15 protein-coding genes are annotated in these 15,757 nt (G+C 70.1%); 3 read left to right on the top strand and 12 right to left on the bottom strand.

Features of this window, described 5'->3' with window-relative positions; all coding sequences use genetic code 11:
* Positions 1-13: 13 nt before the first annotated feature.
* Positions 14-1,525, top strand: a complete 1,512-nt coding sequence (gene araA, locus PD653B2_RS15850) for an L-arabinose isomerase (protein WP_085873362.1) — start codon at positions 14-16, stop codon at positions 1,523-1,525.
* A 40-nt stretch (positions 1,526-1,565) separates the two neighbouring features.
* Here araA and PD653B2_RS15855 read toward each other — a convergent pair whose 3' ends face one another.
* Genes PD653B2_RS15855 through PD653B2_RS15880 form a run of 6 tightly spaced genes read right to left on the bottom strand, consistent with a single transcriptional unit; the run spans position 1,566 to position 8,677 of the window.
* Positions 1,566-3,548, bottom strand: coding sequence for a TIM-barrel domain-containing protein (locus PD653B2_RS15855; RefSeq protein ID WP_085873363.1), 1,983 nt, complete (start codon positions 3,546-3,548; stop codon positions 1,566-1,568).
* Between the two features lie 33 nt (positions 3,549-3,581).
* Positions 3,582-4,418, bottom strand: coding sequence for a carbohydrate ABC transporter permease (locus PD653B2_RS15860; RefSeq protein ID WP_207559459.1), 837 nt, complete (start codon positions 4,416-4,418; stop codon positions 3,582-3,584).
* Positions 4,411-5,409, bottom strand: a complete 999-nt coding sequence (locus tag PD653B2_RS15865) for a carbohydrate ABC transporter permease (protein ID WP_085873364.1) — start codon at positions 5,407-5,409, stop codon at positions 4,411-4,413. Before PD653B2_RS15865 ends, PD653B2_RS15860 begins: the two co-directional genes overlap by 8 nt.
* A 29-nt stretch (positions 5,410-5,438) precedes the next feature.
* Positions 5,439-6,770 carry an ABC transporter substrate-binding protein gene (locus PD653B2_RS15870; RefSeq protein WP_085873365.1) on the bottom strand — a complete coding sequence of 444 codons (1,332 nt, stop codon included), beginning with the start codon at positions 6,768-6,770 and terminating at the stop codon, positions 5,439-5,441.
* A 38-nt stretch (positions 6,771-6,808) separates the two neighbouring features.
* Entirely contained in the window at positions 6,809-7,633 is an 825-nt protein-coding gene (locus tag PD653B2_RS15875; protein ID WP_085873366.1) for a phytanoyl-CoA dioxygenase family protein, read from the bottom strand.
* A gap of 33 nt (positions 7,634-7,666) precedes the next feature.
* On the bottom strand, positions 7,667-8,677 hold the full coding sequence (locus PD653B2_RS15880) for a LacI family DNA-binding transcriptional regulator (RefSeq protein ID WP_085873367.1): 1,011 nt from the start codon (positions 8,675-8,677) through the stop codon (positions 7,667-7,669).
* 279 nt (positions 8,678-8,956) lie between these two features.
* On the opposite strand from PD653B2_RS15880, the gene PD653B2_RS15885 reads away from it, so the two are divergent.
* On the top strand, positions 8,957-9,664 hold the full coding sequence (locus tag PD653B2_RS15885) for an NAD-dependent epimerase/dehydratase family protein (protein ID WP_085873368.1): 708 nt from the start codon (positions 8,957-8,959) through the stop codon (positions 9,662-9,664).
* Between the two features lie 141 nt (positions 9,665-9,805).
* On the opposite strand, the gene PD653B2_RS15890 is transcribed toward PD653B2_RS15885, so the two are convergent.
* From PD653B2_RS15890 to PD653B2_RS25705, 6 genes are all read right to left on the bottom strand, one after another.
* Positions 9,806-10,657, bottom strand: a complete 852-nt coding sequence (locus tag PD653B2_RS15890) for an esterase/lipase family protein (RefSeq protein ID WP_085873455.1) — start codon at positions 10,655-10,657, stop codon at positions 9,806-9,808.
* Between the two features lie 29 nt (positions 10,658-10,686).
* A complete protein-coding gene (locus PD653B2_RS15895; protein ID WP_133059048.1) occupies positions 10,687-12,396 on the bottom strand; it encodes a VanW family protein in 1,710 nt (569 codons plus the stop codon).
* A gap of 10 nt (positions 12,397-12,406) precedes the next feature.
* Complete coding sequence (locus PD653B2_RS15900; protein WP_085873370.1) at positions 12,407-12,730, bottom strand: hypothetical protein; 324 nt, start codon at positions 12,728-12,730, stop codon at positions 12,407-12,409.
* A gap of 10 nt (positions 12,731-12,740) precedes the next feature.
* Entirely contained in the window at positions 12,741-13,664 is a 924-nt protein-coding gene (mshB, locus tag PD653B2_RS15905) for an N-acetyl-1-D-myo-inositol-2-amino-2-deoxy-alpha-D-glucopyranoside deacetylase (RefSeq protein WP_085873371.1), read from the bottom strand.
* 83 nt (positions 13,665-13,747) lie between these two features.
* Positions 13,748-14,035, bottom strand: coding sequence for a hypothetical protein (locus tag PD653B2_RS25700; protein ID WP_085873372.1), 288 nt, complete (start codon positions 14,033-14,035; stop codon positions 13,748-13,750).
* Positions 14,035-14,418 carry a (deoxy)nucleoside triphosphate pyrophosphohydrolase gene (locus PD653B2_RS25705; protein WP_085873373.1) on the bottom strand — a complete coding sequence of 128 codons (384 nt, stop codon included), beginning with the start codon at positions 14,416-14,418 and terminating at the stop codon, positions 14,035-14,037. The genes PD653B2_RS25700 and PD653B2_RS25705 overlap by 1 nt, the downstream gene beginning before the upstream one ends.
* 23 nt (positions 14,419-14,441) lie before the next feature.
* Between PD653B2_RS25705 and PD653B2_RS15920 the strand changes: the two genes are divergently transcribed.
* Complete coding sequence (locus PD653B2_RS15920) at positions 14,442-15,323, top strand: hypothetical protein (protein ID WP_085873374.1); 882 nt, start codon at positions 14,442-14,444, stop codon at positions 15,321-15,323.
* Positions 15,324-15,757: the final 434 nt, after the last annotated feature.

The raw sequence follows: 15,757 nt of genomic DNA on the forward strand, positions 1-15,757 counted from the left end.
GCGAGGAGCACGAGTGAGCACTGACACCACGCCAACCGCCGAGATCTGGTTCCTCACCGGGAGCCAGGGGCTCTACGGTCCGGAGACGCTGCGCCAGGTCGCCGAGCAGTCCCAGGCCGTCGCGGCGCTGTTGGAGGCGACGCCGGGGCTCCCCGCCCGCGTGGCGTGGCGGCCGGTGCTCCTCGACAGTGCCGCCATCCACCGGGTCATGCTCGACGCCAACAGCGATCCCGACTGCATCGGGGTGGTGGCGTGGATGCACACCTTCTCGCCCGCCAAGATGTGGATCACCGGTCTCGACGCCCTGCAGAAGCCGCTCCTGCACCTGCACACGCAGGCCGAGGTCGCACTGCCGTGGGCGACGATCGACATGGACTTCATGAACCTCAACCAGTCCGCGCACGGCGATCGGGAGTTCGCGTTCGTGCAGAGCCGCCTCGGCGTCGCCCGGACGACGGTGGCCGGCCATCTGAGCTCGCCCACGGTGCTGGAGCGGGTGGTGCGCTGGGCCCGGGCGGCACGGGGCCGGCACGAGCTCCGGCAGCTGCGCCTGGCGCGTTTCGGCGACAACATGCGCGATGTCGCTGTCACCGAGGGCGACAAGGTGGAGGCACAGCTGCGCTTCGGCACCAGCGTCAACACCTACGGGGTGAACGATCTCGTCGCGGTCGTCGACGAGATCGGCGACGCAGAGGTCGACAAGCTCGTGACCGAGTACACCGACCGATACGACGTGGCCCGTGAGCTGCGTCCCGGAGGCGACCGCCACGCGTCGCTGCGGTACGGCGCGCGCCTCGAGCTGGGCCTGCGCGCGTTCCTCGAGAGCGGCGGCTTCGGGGCGTTCACGACGAACTTCCAAGATCTCGGCGGGCTCCGTCAGCTGCCCGGTCTCGCGGTCCAGCGCATGATGGCCGACGGCTACGGCTTCGGCGGCGAAGGCGACTGGAAGACGTCGATGCTGCTGCGGGCCGCGAAGGTGATGGCCCACGACGCCCCGGGCGGAACGTCGTTCATGGAGGACTACACCTACCACCTCGTCCCGGGCGAGGAGAAGGTGCTCGGCGCCCACATGCTCGAGGTCTGCCCGAGCCTGACGACGCGACGAGCCTCCCTCGAGGTCCACCCGCTGTCGATCGGTGACCGCGAGGACCCGGTGCGGCTGCGCTTCACCGCCGACCCCGGCCCGGCCGTGGTGGCGGGCCTCGCCGACCTCGGCGACCGGTTCCGCCTGACGGTCAACGCGATCGACGTGGTCGACCCCGACGAGCCGCTCCCACGTCTGCCCGTCGCCTGCGCGGTCTGGCGTCCCCGGCCGTCCTGGTCCGTCGCCACCGAGTCGTGGCTGATGGCAGGTGCGCCGCACCACACCGTCCTGTCCCAGGCACTCGACGTCGAGACGCTCGAGGACTTCGCCGAGATGACCGGCGTCGAGCTCGTGGTCATCGACGACGACACGACCGTGCGATCGCTGCGCCGCGAGCTGCGGTGGAGCGCCGCCTACCACCGGCTCGCCTCGCGGATGTGAGGCGAGCCGGTGGGGTCGGCCCGGTCGGGCCGGCCCCACCTCAGAGCTCGAAGAGCTCCAGCAGAGCCGGATCGCTGACGAAGACAGGCGTGCGCTCCAGCGGCGCGGCCGCGCGGACCGTGCTCCCTCCCGGGTGCCGCTCGCCGGTCCAGGCATCGGTCCACTCGACACCAGCCGGCAGGTAGACCGAGCGCTCGACCGCGCCCGGCTCGAGCACCGGTGCGACCAGCAGGTCGGGGCCGAACAGGTACTGGTCCTCCACCTGCCACGCCTGCGCGTCCTCCGGGTGGTCGACGAACAGCGGCCGCATCATCGGCAGCCCGTCGCGGGCGGCGACCCGCATGTGCTCGAGCACGTAGGGCTTGAGGCGCTCACGCAGCGTGAGGTGGTCCACGAGCACCTTCTCGGCGTCCGGCCCGTAGGACCACACCTCGTTGCCGCCGCCGCCGTGGTCCTCGGCACCGAACGGGATCCGCGGCTCGCGGTGGCCGTGCGCCCGCATGATCGGCGAGAACGTCGCGAACTGGAACCACCGCAGGTAGAGCTCTCGGTACGCCGGCGACTCCGGGTCACCGCCGTGGAAGCCGCCCGTGTCGCTGTTCCACCACGGGATGCCGCTGCACATCACGCTGAGGCCTGCGACGACCTGCTCGCGAAAGCTCTCCCACGTCGCCTGCACGTCGCCCGACCAGAGGACGACGCCCAGGCTCTGGCTGCCCGCCCACGCGGACCGGCAGAGGAGGACGATCTCGTCCTCCCCCTCGCGGCGCATGCCGTCGTGGAAGGCCCGGGCGTGCTCGCGCGGATAGAGGTTCGCCACCTCGAGACCGGGGCCGGCGGCGTACCGGAGGTTCTCGTAGGCGTGCGGGAAGATCTCCGGCTCGCAGGCGTCGAGCCACCAGATGCGGTAGCCGATGTCGTAGTAGCCGCGCTTGACCTGGTCCCACACGAAGGTGCGTGCCTCGGGCGACGTCGGGTCGTAGAACGCCACTCCCATGCCGGTCTCGTGGAAGCCCTTGTCGGGGAAGAGCTGGTGGAACGGCATGCCGGACTCGGTCGCGACCAGCATGCCCGCGTCCCGCATGTGCTCGTAGTTGCGTGACAGCGGGCTCACCGACGGCCACACGCTGACCAGGGGCCGGACCCCGAGGTCCTGCAGCTCGCTGACCATCGCCTCGGCGTCGGACCATCCGTCGGAGTCGAACTGCCAGTCACCGAGATGCGTCCAGTGGAAGTAGTCGGTGACGATGACGGCGAGCGGCAGCTCGCGCCGGGCGTACTCGCGGGCGACCTCGAGCAGCTCGTCCTGGGTGCGGTAGAGCAGCTTGGACTGCCAGTAGCCGGCAGCGAACTCGGGCAGCTCCGGCGCGTGACCGGTCGCGTCGGCGTACGCCGCCAGCACCTCGGCCGGAGTGCCGACCGTGACCCAGTAGTCGATCTGCCGGGCGGAGTCGGCGACCCACCGGGTCGACGTGCGGCCCAGCTCCACCCGCCCCACGGCGGGGTTGTTCCACAAGAACCCGTAGCCGCGGCTCGACAGGTAGAACGGGATCGACACCTCGCTGTTGCGCTGCACCAGGTCGACGACCGAGCCCTTGCGGTCCAAGCCCGACCCGGGGTGCTGGCCCAGACCGACGATGCGCTCGTCGTCGTGGGCGGCGAAGCGCTGCTCGACGCGGTGGGCGCCCGACGACCCCCGGGCGAACAGGCGGGACCCGGGCCACTGGAAGTGCGCCCGCTCCTCGCCGAGCACCTCCCGACCGCTGCGGTGGTCGGCGAACGACAGCAGGCCCTCGTCCGACACGGTGACCTCGAGGTTCCCGACGCGCAGTCGGCGCCCGACGGCGTCGATCTCGACGCCGGGCGGGGGCTCGGCCGGCAGCAGGGCGTGCGGCAGGTCGTCTCGGATCGACGTCACGCTGGCGCGGACACGGACCGAGTGCGGCCCCCAGGGCTCGATCCTGACGGTCTCGTGTCCGTCCCTGAGGACGAGGGCGGAACCGTCGACGGCGAGGTTGGGCATGGGTCTCCTGTCGGACTGGGGGTGGGGGGTCTCTCAGCCCTTCATCGAGCCCTGGCTCAGGCCGGAGACGATCCACCGGCCGAACACCAGGACGAGAATGACGAGCGGGAGCAGGGACGCCGCGGACGCGGCGAAGATGGTGCCGTAGGGCATCTCGAACTGACCGCCGAAGAGGGCGATCCCCACCGGGACGGTCTGGACGTCCGAGTTGGTGTTGAAGCTGAGTGCCATCAAGAACTCCGTCGAGCAGGCGACGAAGGTGAAGATGCCGGCCACGAAGATGCCGGGTACGGCCTGGGGGACGACGAGCTGGACGATGATGCGCCACGTCGGTGCACCGTCGATCTCGCCGGCCTGCTCGATCTCCTCGGGGACCTCGCGGAAGGTGTTCCGGAGGATCCAGATCGCGAAGGGCAGGTTGAACGCGAGGTACGGCAGCACCAGCGCCTGGTAGCTGTTGAGCCACCCGATGGTGCGCAGGCCGACGTAGAGCGGCGGGATGACACCGATCGGGGGGAACATCGAGATCGTCACCAGCCCGATGAGGATCGCCGCCTTGCCGCGCATCGCCGTGCGGGCCAGCGCGTAGGCCGCCGGGATCCCGAGCAACAGCACGAGCACGGTGGTCACCACCCCGACGATCACCGTGTTGATCAGGAAGCCCAGGAAGTCGTTCTCGCCGAACGCCCGCGAGAAGTTGGTCAGGCTCGGCGGCCACGGCAGCAGATCCGGCGGGAACTTGCCGAGCCCCTTGGGAGGCGTGAACCCGGTGATCACCAGCCAGATGACGGGGAGCAGGAAGAAGATCCCCAGGGCGTACCCCAGCAGGTTGGCCGGGCGCAGCGCCTCGGCGAATCGGGACCTACCCACGGTCGGCCACCTCCTTGGCGAAGCCGAAGACCTTGAAGAAGACGAGGGCCGCGATCAGCACCATCACGGTCGTCAGCGACGAGATCGCCGCACCTGCCCCGAAGTTGAGGTCGCCGAAGAGCACGTCGTAGGCGAGGACGCCCACCGTCTCCGTCGTGTGCCCCGGGCCGCCGTGCGTGAGGATGAACGGCAGGTCGAACAGGCCGAAGGACTGCAGGACGCGGAAGGTGAGCGCCGTGACGAGCGCCGGTCGCAGCAGCGGCAGCGTGATCGCGCGGAACCGCGCAACCGGGCCGGCCCCGTCGATCGCGGCCGCCTGGTACAGCTCGCGGTCGATCATCTGCAGACCGCCCAGGGCGATGATCGCCACGAAGGGCGTCGTCTTCCAGACGTCGGCCATCCCGAGCGCGATGAGCGCCGAGTTCGGCGTGCTGAGGAACGAGGTCGGCTCATCGATGAGGTGCAGCCACATCAAGAGGGCATTCGCGATGCCGTAGACCCCGTTGAAGATGTAGTTCCAGAGCTGGGCCGAGATCACGGTGATGACGGCCCAGGGCACGAGCATCGAGGCGATGGCGAACGACCGGCCGACCGTCATCCGGTCGATCACGAGCGCCACCGCGATGCCCAGCGACATCTCGATGATGACCGTGATCACCGTGAAGAGCACGGTGAACTGCACCGCGTGGCGGAAGACCTCGCTGCCGAGGACCGACTGGTAGTTCTCCGTGCCGACCCACGTGAAGGTGAACCCGTCCGGGCCGGCAGCCGGGTCCGTGAAGCTCATGAACACCGAGAAGGCGATCGGGAGCAGGGTCACGATCGCGACCACGGCCAACGCCGGGGCGACCAGCAGGTTGCCCTGCCGGCGCGAGCGACGGGCCCGGCCACCGCCTCGCGGGGGTGGAGAGGGTGCCGGCCAGGGGTCGAGGTTCCTGGCCGGCACCCGGTTCGGGGCGGGATCGAGGCGAGCACTGCCGAGGGATTCCATGTTCGGATCGATCCTTCCTGGTCCGACGACTACAGGGAGCCCTGGAGCGCCGAGTTGATCTCCTTGTCGGCCTGCGCCAGCGCCTCCTCGATGCTGGTGCCGCCGGCGAGTGCCGAGTTGACGGCCCGGTAGACCGCCTGGGTGATGCCGGGGTACTTCGGGGTGGCGACCTGACGCGAGGCCAGCCGCAGGTCGGGCAGCACGCTCATCGGCTCGTTCACCTGCTGGATCTCCGGGTCGTCGGCGACCGCCGTCGTGACCGGGAGCACCTCGCCGACGGTGGCCATGATCTTCTGAGCCTCGTCACTGCCCAACCACTGGAGGAACTCCAGGCTCTCCTCGAGGTGGTCGGTGTTCGGGTTGATGTAGAGGTTGCCTCCACCGACGACCGACGCGCCCGGCCCCTCCGAGCCCTCGAACGTGGGCAGCGGGGCCATGCCGACCTTCCCGACGACGTCGGAGGAGTCCTTGTCCTGGGTGATGGCGTAGGCGTAGCCCCAGTTGCGCATGAAGACCGCGTCCCCGGCGTCGAACGCGCTGAGCGACTCGGCGGACTGGAACGTCGTGACCGCCTTCGGCGTCACGCCCGTGTCGATGAGCGAACGCATGAAGCTGAGCGCCTTCACTCCGGCGGGCGTGTTCATGGTGCCCTCGGTGTAGTCGTCGTTGACGACCTGACCGCCGGCGTCGGTGAGGTACTCGACCCAGTTGCAGGTCAGCTCCTCGGTGGTCGCGCCCTGGAACACGTAGCCGTACTTGGCCTTGCCCGAAGCCTGGATCTTGGCTGCCGTCTCGGCCAGCTCCTCCCACGTCTTCGGAACCGGCAGGCCGGCCTCCTCGAGCAGGTCCTTGCGGTAGTACAGGTAGCCGGCCTCGGTGAACCACGGGGTCATGTACTGGTTGCCGTCGACCTGGCCCTGCGCCGCGAGCGCGGGCTGGAAGGTGTCGAAGAAGTCACCGTCGATGTGGTCGCTCAGGTTCAGGGCCAGGTTCTCCTCCGCGAACTGGGCCGGCCACATGACGTCGCCCTCGTAGACGTCCGGCGTCGACGAGCCGCTGGAGATCTGGGTGGCCAGGGTGCCCCGCACCGTGTCCACGTTGTTCGGCCCGAGCTCCACCTTCACCTTGATGCCGGGGTGGGTCTCCTCGAACCTCTCGACCACCTTCTCGATCACCGGCGTGCTGTTGACGGGGATCGTGAAGAAGGTCAGGTTGACCGTGCCGCCGGCCTCGCTGTCGTCGGAGGAGGAGCCGCCGCAGCCGGCGAGCGCCAGCAGCGAGGCTGCCGTGACGACGGCGACGGCGGAGATCGGACGCAGACGCCCCGAGCGTCGCGGTGCCCTGATGGAGTGGAGTTTCATGGGTCTACCTTTCGTTTGGTGCGCGGGGCGTGGGTCGGTCAGGCGCCGATGATGGCGGGACGGAAGATGCGCTGGACCTCGGGCGGAGCCGCCTCGTAGGCCTCACGGGTGATGTGGTTGCGGTTCTCCAGGTCGTGCAGGTACCACGGTCGGTTGCAGATCATGGACAGCATCGGTCGCGGCTGGTCGGAACGGTTGGGCGTGCCGCGGTGCCACATCCTGAGGTCCCGGATGCTGATGGAGCCCGCCTTGGCCAGCATGGGGACCGGCGGCAGGCTCTCGGAGAACCTGCCCAGCGGCGAGCTGCGGCGAGCGTCGATGTCCTGGAACTTGTTGTGCACCGGGATGAGGTCGGTGTCGCCGATCAGGTGCGTGCCGTACGGCCACATCTCCGCCGGGCCGTTCTCCTCGGTCGAGTCGACGATGTGGATGTTCACCATCACGGCGTACGGCGGGGTCGGCAGGTCGCGCTCCGGGAACAGCGGGTCCACGTCGGAGTGCGGGTGCTGGTACTCCGAGCCCGGCAACGCGTTGTCCGAGGAGTAGAACGAGCAGACGAACTCCTCGCCGATGACCGGTCGCAGGAGGCTGGCCACGATGGGGTTGGCGATGAGCTCGGGGTCGCTGAACGGGTCCTCGAACGGGAGCAGGAAGCCGTAGCGGTTGGGTCCACGGTTCGGCGGGTTCTTCGACGCGAAGTCCTCCAGCAGCTCGAGGAACCGGGTCCGGAGAACGTCGATCTTCCCCGGATCGACCATGTCCTCGAGCACGACGTACCCGGACACCTTGAGCTGCATCAGGGCGTTCTCGAAGTGCTCCTGGCTCAGCTCACCGGAGGTGACTTCCTCGGCACTGATCTGCATGTGGCGGCTTCCTTCCTGTGCTTGGCTTGGTGGTCAGCGTCCGAGCGCCATGTCGCTGTCGCGTCGGACGAAGGTCGGGGGCAGGAGCACCGGGTCGGTGGCCGGCAGCGGCTCGATGCCTGCGGCCAGCACGATCTCGGCGGCCGCGCGGCCGAGCTCCTCCGCCGGGAACGAGATCCCGGACACGGCCGGGCGGGTGCCCGTGAGAGCGGACTCGTTGCCGATCGAGACCACGGAGACGTCCTCGGGGACCCTCCTGCCGAACGACACGAGGCTCTCGAGGACGTGCGGGACGGCCGGCTCGTTGAAGACCACGAGACCGGTCAGGTCCGGCTGGCGGACGAGCAGGTCACGGACCGCCCGGTCGGTGGCCGAACGGTTGGCTTCGCACGGCTGCATGCTCCACGACATGCCGTGCCGCTCGGCGGCCTCCCGTGCGCCCTGCAGCGCCCGGTGCACGTACGCGGTGCCGCGGTCGAACATGAGCTGCGGTTGGCCGATGTAGGCGACCGACGAGTGTCCCAGCTCGGCGAGGTGGTCGACGCAGATCGCTCCCGCTCGGTGGAGGTCGAAGTCGATGGCGGGGAGCCCCTGCGGGTCCTCGGGGATGCCGATCATCGCCACCGGGCAGCCCAGCGCTGCCAGGGTGTCGACGCGCTCGTCGTCGAGGCTGATCTGCAGCACGATCATGCTGTCGACCATGTTCGAGCGCACGACCCGTTCGATCTCGCTGGTGCCCCGGTCGGCGGTGAGGAGCAGCACGTTGACGCCCTGGCGCGACGACGACTCGGCGATGGCTCCGATGAACGGCAGCGCGGAGACGTCGTGCGGCTCCTGGAACGGCATCACCAGTCCGATGACGTTGGTGCGGCTCGAGCGGAGCGACCGCGCGCCGGCGTGCGGCCGGTAGTCGAGCTCGCGGATCGCCGTCTGGACCCGTAGCCGGGTCGCGGCGGAGATCGGGCGGTTGCCGGTGAGGACGTAGGAGACGGTGCTCGGGGACACCCCGGCACGCTGGGCGACCTCCGCGATGGTGGCGCTCACTCGGCTCCTTTCGATCTATTCGTCGAATATCGTCGTAACGATTCGACGATGTGTCTGGGAACGTTAACGTGACGGCTATCACGGCGCAAGACCCCCCTTCCAAAAAGTCAAAATTCGCCCGGACACCCCCTGGGACCTGCACAGATGCGGAATCGTCGCCCCGAAATGGGCTTATCGGACGGTCACCAGCCATGTCGTCGCATCAAGATGGGTGACGTCTGAGATCTGCTGGTGTTACGGTTTAGAAACCGATCATCGAATCAATTCGATAGGAGTGCGATGTCTGCGCTTTCCGTTCTCTTCATCGGCGGCACCGGCGTGATCAGCTCGGCCTGCAGCCGGGCCGCCGTCGACGCCGGACACCGGCTGACACTGCTGCGCCGCGGCTCACGCGACGTGCGGGCGGTGCCCGCCGACGTCGAGGTGCTGACCGCGGACGTCGGCGATCCCGCCCAGGTCCGCGAAGCCCTGGGATCTCGCCGCTTCGACGTCGTGGTCAGCTTCTTGGTGTTCCAGCCCGAGCAGGCGCGCGCCGACATCGAGACCTTCCGTGGTCGCACCGACCACTACGTCTTCATCAGCTCCGCGTCGGCATACCAGACACCGCCGGCCCGGCTCCCCCTGACGGAGTCGACTCCGCTGCGCAACCCGTTCTCCGACTACTCCTCCGCCAAGATCGCGTGCGAGCAGGTGTTCGTCGACGCCTACCGCTCCGAGGGCTTCCCCGTGACGATCGTCCGGCCCTCGCATACCTACGACCCGACCCACGTGCCGCTGCACGGCGGATGGACCGACGTCGCCCGGATGCGCGCCGGCAAGCCGGTCTTCGTGCACGGCGACGGCACGTCGTTGTGGACCCTCACGCACCACGAGGACTTCGCGGCCGCCTTCGTGCCCCTCCTCGGGCTGCCCCAGGTGGTCGCGTCGCCCACGCCCGCGACCGCTCTGGCCCGGGGGCTGCTCGTCGACGCGCGGCCACGATCCTGACCGATCGCGAAGACACGCGACGACGCCCTCGTCGCGTGGGGATGAACGGCTCACGCAACCACGCCAAGGTCCGGGCAGGGGGAAACCGGACGCTCGCTGAGGTGGTGTCCCCAGGGGCGCCCGGTTCTCCCCGAGCAGGGGTCAGGCGCCGGGCAGCCCGGTGCCGCACGCCGGCTGGTACGCCGGGTCGGCCGGGCCGTCGTGGGTCAGCGCGTCGAGCACGTAGGCGATCGCGGTGCTGCTCATCGGGATGAACACGTGCTCGGCGGCGTCGCCGGGGCAGGCGTCCTGGATGGTCAGGTTGGTGGTCCGCGGGCCTGCGGCGAGGAACGCCGAGGTGTACGGCACCACGACCTCGTCGTACCTCGTGCTGATCTGGGTGTAGCTGACGGCGCCGGGCGTCTCGTCGCCCTTGTTCAGCTTCGTCAGGAAGGCCGAGCCCGCCGCCTGCTGGCTGCAGGCCCGGCAGAAGCCGCCGGTCAGCGGGTTGGAGTCGTCGCCGGTGATGGTGGTGCCGTGGTTGGAGGGCGAGAGGCCGACCAGGTCGTCGACGACGGCCGCGCCACCGAGGAACTTGATGTAGTAACGCGGCATCATGCCGCCCTGCGAGTGGCCGACCATCGACACCTTCGCGGCCCCGGTGGCGTCGAGCACCTTCGTCGTGAACTTCTTCAGCACCTTCGCGGAGGCGACGATGTCACCGGTGCCGCGGTTGCCGTAGTCGAGCGAGAAGACACAGAAGCCCTCGTCGACCATCGCCGCCGACAGGTGGTCGAGCAGGCTCTTCCGGTCACCGAACGTGCCGTGCACGATGATCACCGGCTCCGGCCGCTGCGCGGTGGGCAGGCAGTCCCAGTCGTTGGCCCCCGTCGGCTCGCCGAACGGCGAGGTCGGCAGCGGCAGCGGGTCGGCGCCCGCCGGCGAGCTCACGCCGACCGCCACGCCGAGAGCGGTCGAGACCGAGACGAGCAGGGCTCCCAGGATCAGTCGCATGCAGGTCCAACGACCGCGTGCGACGTCGGTCACGTTCCTTCGGGAGACTTGCAGATGACCGTGTCGGACGGCGTGTACGACGTGTGGAACTTCTCGGTGCGCACCAGCTCGTCGCTGCCGGGCTTGCGGAAGAACCGGGTGACGTCGACGTCGAAGCCGTCGTAGCCCGTGTTCGGGTAGCAGTCCGGGGTGCGCAGCGTGCGCGTGGCGGGAGCCCGGAAGTTGTAGCGGGGTGACGTGCTGGTGGTGATGTCCCAGTGCTTCGTCGACCACATCGAGACGGTGACGACGCCCTGGGAGGACGGCGTGCTCGGGGTGACCTCGGCGGAGATCAGCACGCCGTACGGCGTGTCGTTGCGGAAGCGCAGGTCGACCGCGCCCCAGGCGACGGTCGCCTCGCGCCCGACCGGGTAGCGGTCGATGTAGAACGAGTGCGGCTTGTGCTCGACGTCCTCGAGGCCGGCGAAGAACATCGCGTTGAACGTGGTCGTCGCCATCTGCGAGACGCCGCCGCCGAGGTCCTCGGCGAAGATCCCGTTGCTGATGACGAAGCCCTCGGTGAAGCCGTTCTCCCGGGTCCGCTCGCCGACGATGTCGTTGAGCGAGAACGTGTCGCCGGGCTTCAGCACGGTGCCGTCGATGATCTCGCCGGCCCGGCCGATGTTGATGTTCCGGTACTCCGCGTAGGGGTAGTAGGTCGTGAACGTCGACACCCGCTCCTTGATCTTCAGCGCGCGGGCGTCCGCGGTCGTGAAGTCGGGCTCGTCGACCGTCGCCTCGACGTCCATCTGGCGCTCGCCGTCGGGCCGGGTGACCAGCTCGAGGAAGGCGTCGCTGACGTCGGCCGGGTCGTAGGTGACGCCCGGCTCGGCGGGGACGACCTGCGGCTTGCCGTCGACCAGGGCCACGGTGGCGTCGACGGGCGCACCGTCCTCGCTGACGCCGTCGTCGACGAGTGCCGTGAGCGCGTCCACGTCGAGGTCGGGCACCAGCGCGCCGTCCTCGACCTCCATGGCCAGCACGTCGCCGAACTCGGCCGGCCCGAGCTGGACCGGCGAGTCGCCGAACACCAGCGTCACCGGACCCGACATCGCGGGGTTGGCGAACTCGTCGAGCGCCACCTGCACGGCGGCGTCGTCGATCTCGGGCTGGGTGACGACGGTCGGGAGCTCGATCTCGGGATCCTCGGCGAGGTAGACGTCCTGGAGGGCCCGATAGGCCGCCTCCGCGTCGAAGGTCTCGCCCGGCTTCTGGTCCACGACGACGACGCGACCGTCCTCGAACCTGACGTCCCCGTCGCGCGTCGGGGTGCCGACCTCGTCGGCGAGCGTGTCGAGGGCCCCGTCGGCGTGGATCACCGCGTCCAGGTCGTCGCCCCCGGCCCAGTAGTCCCACAGCCGGCCGGGGCTCCAGCTCTGCTCGTCTCCGGCGACCAGGACGGAGCCTGCGTAGTCGACCGAGAGCCCGACCTCGTCGGGCACCAGCTCAATCGTCTCCCCCTCGTCGTCGACCACCCGGATCGACCGGTCGACCCGGTCGGCGAGCCCGTCACGCAACGCCTGCTCGGCCTTCGCGGGGGTGAGGCCGCCGACCTCCACGCCGGCGATCGTGGTGCCGCGCGGCACCTTGTCACCGGCGACGAGGTACGCCGCGACGTACCCGGCGGCTAGCAGGAGGAGCAGACCTCCCAGCATCAGCGCGACGACCTTCGCTCCGGCGGGCTCACGCGTGTCGGTCACGACGGCCATTCTAGGGATCGCGCCGGGCGGGCCGTGGCAGCGTGGCGACCCCGGCGACCAGGATCGCGATGCCGGTCCCCAGCAGGGCATAGCCCTGCCAGTCCTGGGAGATCAGGTAGTCACCCTCCGCGCGAGGGACGGTGAGCCAGCCGACGACCACCACCCAGCCGAGGACGAAGCCCATCCGCAGCCAGCCCGGCGGCAGCGCGAGCACCGTGACGACGGTGGCCGCGACGGAGAGCGCGAAGCCCCAGACCAGCTCGTGGAGGGCGACGGCCGCCACCGCGGTGACGGCACCGACGAGCAGGAGGACGCCCGCGGCGAGGATCCGCACGAGGGAGCGCCTAGATCCCGGCGAAGAGGTCGGTCTCGAGGCCGTTCTCGTCCAGCTTGCCGAGCTCGCCCTTGACGATCCGGTAGAACTCGACGCCCCAGGCGGTGCTGCCGACGTTGTTGGAGAGTGCGAAGAACGGGCCGTCGGTGGTGATCTGCGTCGGGTAGGCCCGCAGCGCGGCCATCTTCTTCTCGACGAAGTCCTGGGCGTCGACGGCCGCGGCGAGGTTCTCGTCCGGGGTCACGAAGTGCGGCAGCGGGCCGTCGGGGTCCATGCCCTCGAACGACGTCGTGTCGCCCGAGTCGCGCAGGGCGCGCAGCCCGGCACGCATCCGGCTCTCCGACATCGCGCCCCAGTAGATCTTGGCGATGTCCCAGGGCTCGCCGAGGTCGAGCCGGTACGACGGCACCGCGGCGAGCTGCGCGGCGTACATCGCGACCCGGTGGGCCTGGATGTGGTCGGGGTGGCCGTAGCCGCCGAACTGGTCGTAGGTCACCAGCACCTGGGGGCGGACCTCGCGGATGATCTCGACCAGGAGGTCGGCGGCCTGGGTGAGGTCCGCGTGCCAGAACGCGTTGGCGTGCAGGTCGTCGGCGGCGATCGCGTAGCCGTCCTCGTGCCACTTCATGCCGGAGTCGCGGTAGTGCTGGAATCCGCCCAGCCAGCGGTGGTCGATACTCCGCCCATCACCAGGGGCCAGCGCCTTCATGGCGTCCTCGATCTCGCCCTTGCGGTGCTCCCCGAGGCGGTCCTCCTGGTCGGCGGCGAGGTGCGCGAGCTCGGGCACCAGGATCTCGCCCATCTCACCGGCGGTGCAGGTCACCAGCGTGACGCCGCGGCCCTCGGCGACGTACTTCGCCATCGTGGCGCCCTGGCCGATCGACTCGTCGTCGGGGTGGGCGTGCACGAGCAGGAGGCGCTGGTCAGCAGGCATGAGGGGAATCCTAGGTAGTCGGGGACCGGTGGTGGAGGAACGACGACGTGCTGTCTCGACACCCCGTGGGTAACGCAACCACCTCAACCGCCGAAGTGACCCTTTATCTTCCGCGGCTCCGTCGGGAGCTCGATCGGTGGGACGGCGGGTGGGTCGTCTCCGGCGTCCAGCCAGCCGTCGTACTCGTCGACGAGCAGCTCGAGCACCGGCTCCGGGGCGTCGGTCAACACCGCCCAGGGGTGGCCCTCGTCGTCGTCCTCACCGGACAGCCGCTCCCGCTCGGCCCGGGCGCCGTACCCGCCCGCCACCAGCCGGGCGACGGCCGCCCGGGCGTCGTCCTCGTCGAAGAAGATGCCGCGCACGGGGTCCATCATCCCCACGCGAGGTGCTGGAGGAACGGCCGGTCCGGCTCGAGCCAGTCGACGTCGCCCAGCTCGTCGGGGCCGAGCCACCGGACGGCGTCGTGCTCGTGGGGCACCGGCTCACCCGCGACGATCCTCGCCAGCGCCACGCTCAGCGTGTGACCGGCTCCGATGGCGGCGGCACCGGGCAGCCAGGCCACGACCTCGACCGTGCAGCCGAGCTCCTCGGCGATCTCGCGGACCAGGGCAGCGTCCGGGGTCTCGCCCGACTCGACCTTGCCGCCCGGGAGCTCCCAGCGACCCGCCGCCTCCGGCGGCGTCGTCCGGCGCGCGGCGAGGACCCGGCCGTCGCGGATGATCGCTGCTCCCACGACGGCGCGCTTCCCTGACACCGGGCCGACGCTACCGTTCCCCCGTGCACCTGACCCGCACGGCCGCGCTGACCGCGGAGATCGACGCGCTCGCGACGCGGCTCGGAGGCCGCGTCGGCCTGGGCGCGGTGCTCGGCGATCTCGACCGGCCGCTGCGGCGCACCTGGGCGCCCTGCCTGACCCCGCACCGGGCCTGGACCTGGGACCGCGCGGACCGCCGCGACCGGCGCTGGTGGCCGCAGGGCGTGTCCGTCGCGGCGAGCGGCCGACGGGCTGCGGTGTCCTGGTACGCCCAGGGCGGTGGGGTCCGGGTGTCGTTCCTGGACCTCGACGAGCGCCGCTACCGGCACGTCGAGCTGGTGGTCCCCACAGACACCGGCTCCGCACCGCTGCGGGCGCACGCGGGCGGCATCGCCTGGCACGGCGACCGCCTCTACGTCGCGGCCACCCAGGCCGGCCTGTGGGTCTGCCACACCGACGACGTGCTGCGCGGGCCGGACGGCTACCTGCTGCCGGTGAGCCACCGGCTGGCGCCGTCGGAGCCGTTCCGCTTCTCCTTCGTGGGGCTCGACGGCTCGAGCGAGACGCCCCGGCTGGTGCTGGGCGAGTACGGCCCCAGCAGCGCTACCCGCCGGCTCGCCCACGTCGCGGTCGAGGGCGGTGCCGTGGAGATGATCGAGGGCGGCGTCGTGCGGGCCCAGGGCGCCGTCCGCGTGGGCGAGCAGTGGTACGTCACGGCCTCCCACGGCCCGAAGATGCCGGGCTCGCTCTGGAGCGGACGGCTCGGCGACCTGCGCGAGCACCGGTACGCCCTCCCGATGGGTCCCGAGGACCTCGCCCACGACCCGGCCGGAGACCGCCTGTGGACGGTCACCGAGCACCCCCACCGCCGGTGGGTCGTCGCCGTCAAGCGCAGCCGCTTCTAGCCCGGTGGTCGAGGAGGTTGCGCAGCAACCGTCGCCCCGGTGGTTGAGGAGGTTGCGCAGCAACCGTCGACCCGGTGGTTGAGGAGGTTGCGCAGCAACCGTCTCGAAACCCCCGCAGCCCACGAGCCGGCGTGGCCTGCGGGTGGAGGAGAAAGGCACACTGGCGCCGAGCACCAGATCGGCTGTCCAGACAAAGCAAAAGCGCCACCAGAAGGTGGCGCTTGCTTACCGAGTGTCAGGGATCGCTTGCCCTAGGGTGAGACAGGCGGTCCGGACCATTCTCGCGCAGCGGCAAACAGAGAATGGCCCGGACCGCGTCTGTGTGTCCCGACTTCAGTGGTTCAGCTGTACGGGGGTTGCGGGAGCAGGGCCCCCTGGAGGGTTGGCCCCGGGACAGTCACTCAGCTGTCCCGGGACCCGCCCGATATGACCTA

Origin of the sequence: Nocardioides sp. PD653-B2 (genome assembly GCF_002117935.1) — a bacterium.
In the GTDB taxonomy this organism is placed as follows: domain Bacteria; phylum Actinomycetota; class Actinomycetes; order Propionibacteriales; family Nocardioidaceae; genus Nocardioides.

Excerpts from the sequence above, each read along its gene's own strand:
- PD653B2_RS15890 (WP_085873455.1), bottom strand. The coding sequence starts at position 10,657 with ATGCGACTGATCCTGGGAGCCCTGCTCGTCTCGGTCTCGACCGCTCTC.
- PD653B2_RS15865 (WP_085873364.1), bottom strand. The coding sequence starts at position 5,409 with ATGGAATCCCTCGGCAGTGCTCGCCTCGATCCCGCCCCGAACCGGGTG.
- PD653B2_RS25700 (WP_085873372.1), bottom strand. The coding sequence starts at position 14,035 with ATGGACCCCGTGCGCGGCATCTTCTTCGACGAGGACGACGCCCGGGCG.
- PD653B2_RS15855 (WP_085873363.1), bottom strand. The coding sequence starts at position 3,548 with ATGCCCAACCTCGCCGTCGACGGTTCCGCCCTCGTCCTCAGGGACGGA.
- PD653B2_RS15870 (WP_085873365.1), bottom strand. The coding sequence starts at position 6,770 with ATGAAACTCCACTCCATCAGGGCACCGCGACGCTCGGGGCGTCTGCGT.
- PD653B2_RS15885 (WP_085873368.1), top strand. The coding sequence starts at position 8,957 with ATGTCTGCGCTTTCCGTTCTCTTCATCGGCGGCACCGGCGTGATCAGC.
- mshB (WP_085873371.1), bottom strand. The coding sequence starts at position 13,664 with ATGCCTGCTGACCAGCGCCTCCTGCTCGTGCACGCCCACCCCGACGAC.
- PD653B2_RS15875 (WP_085873366.1), bottom strand. The coding sequence starts at position 7,633 with ATGCAGATCAGTGCCGAGGAAGTCACCTCCGGTGAGCTGAGCCAGGAG.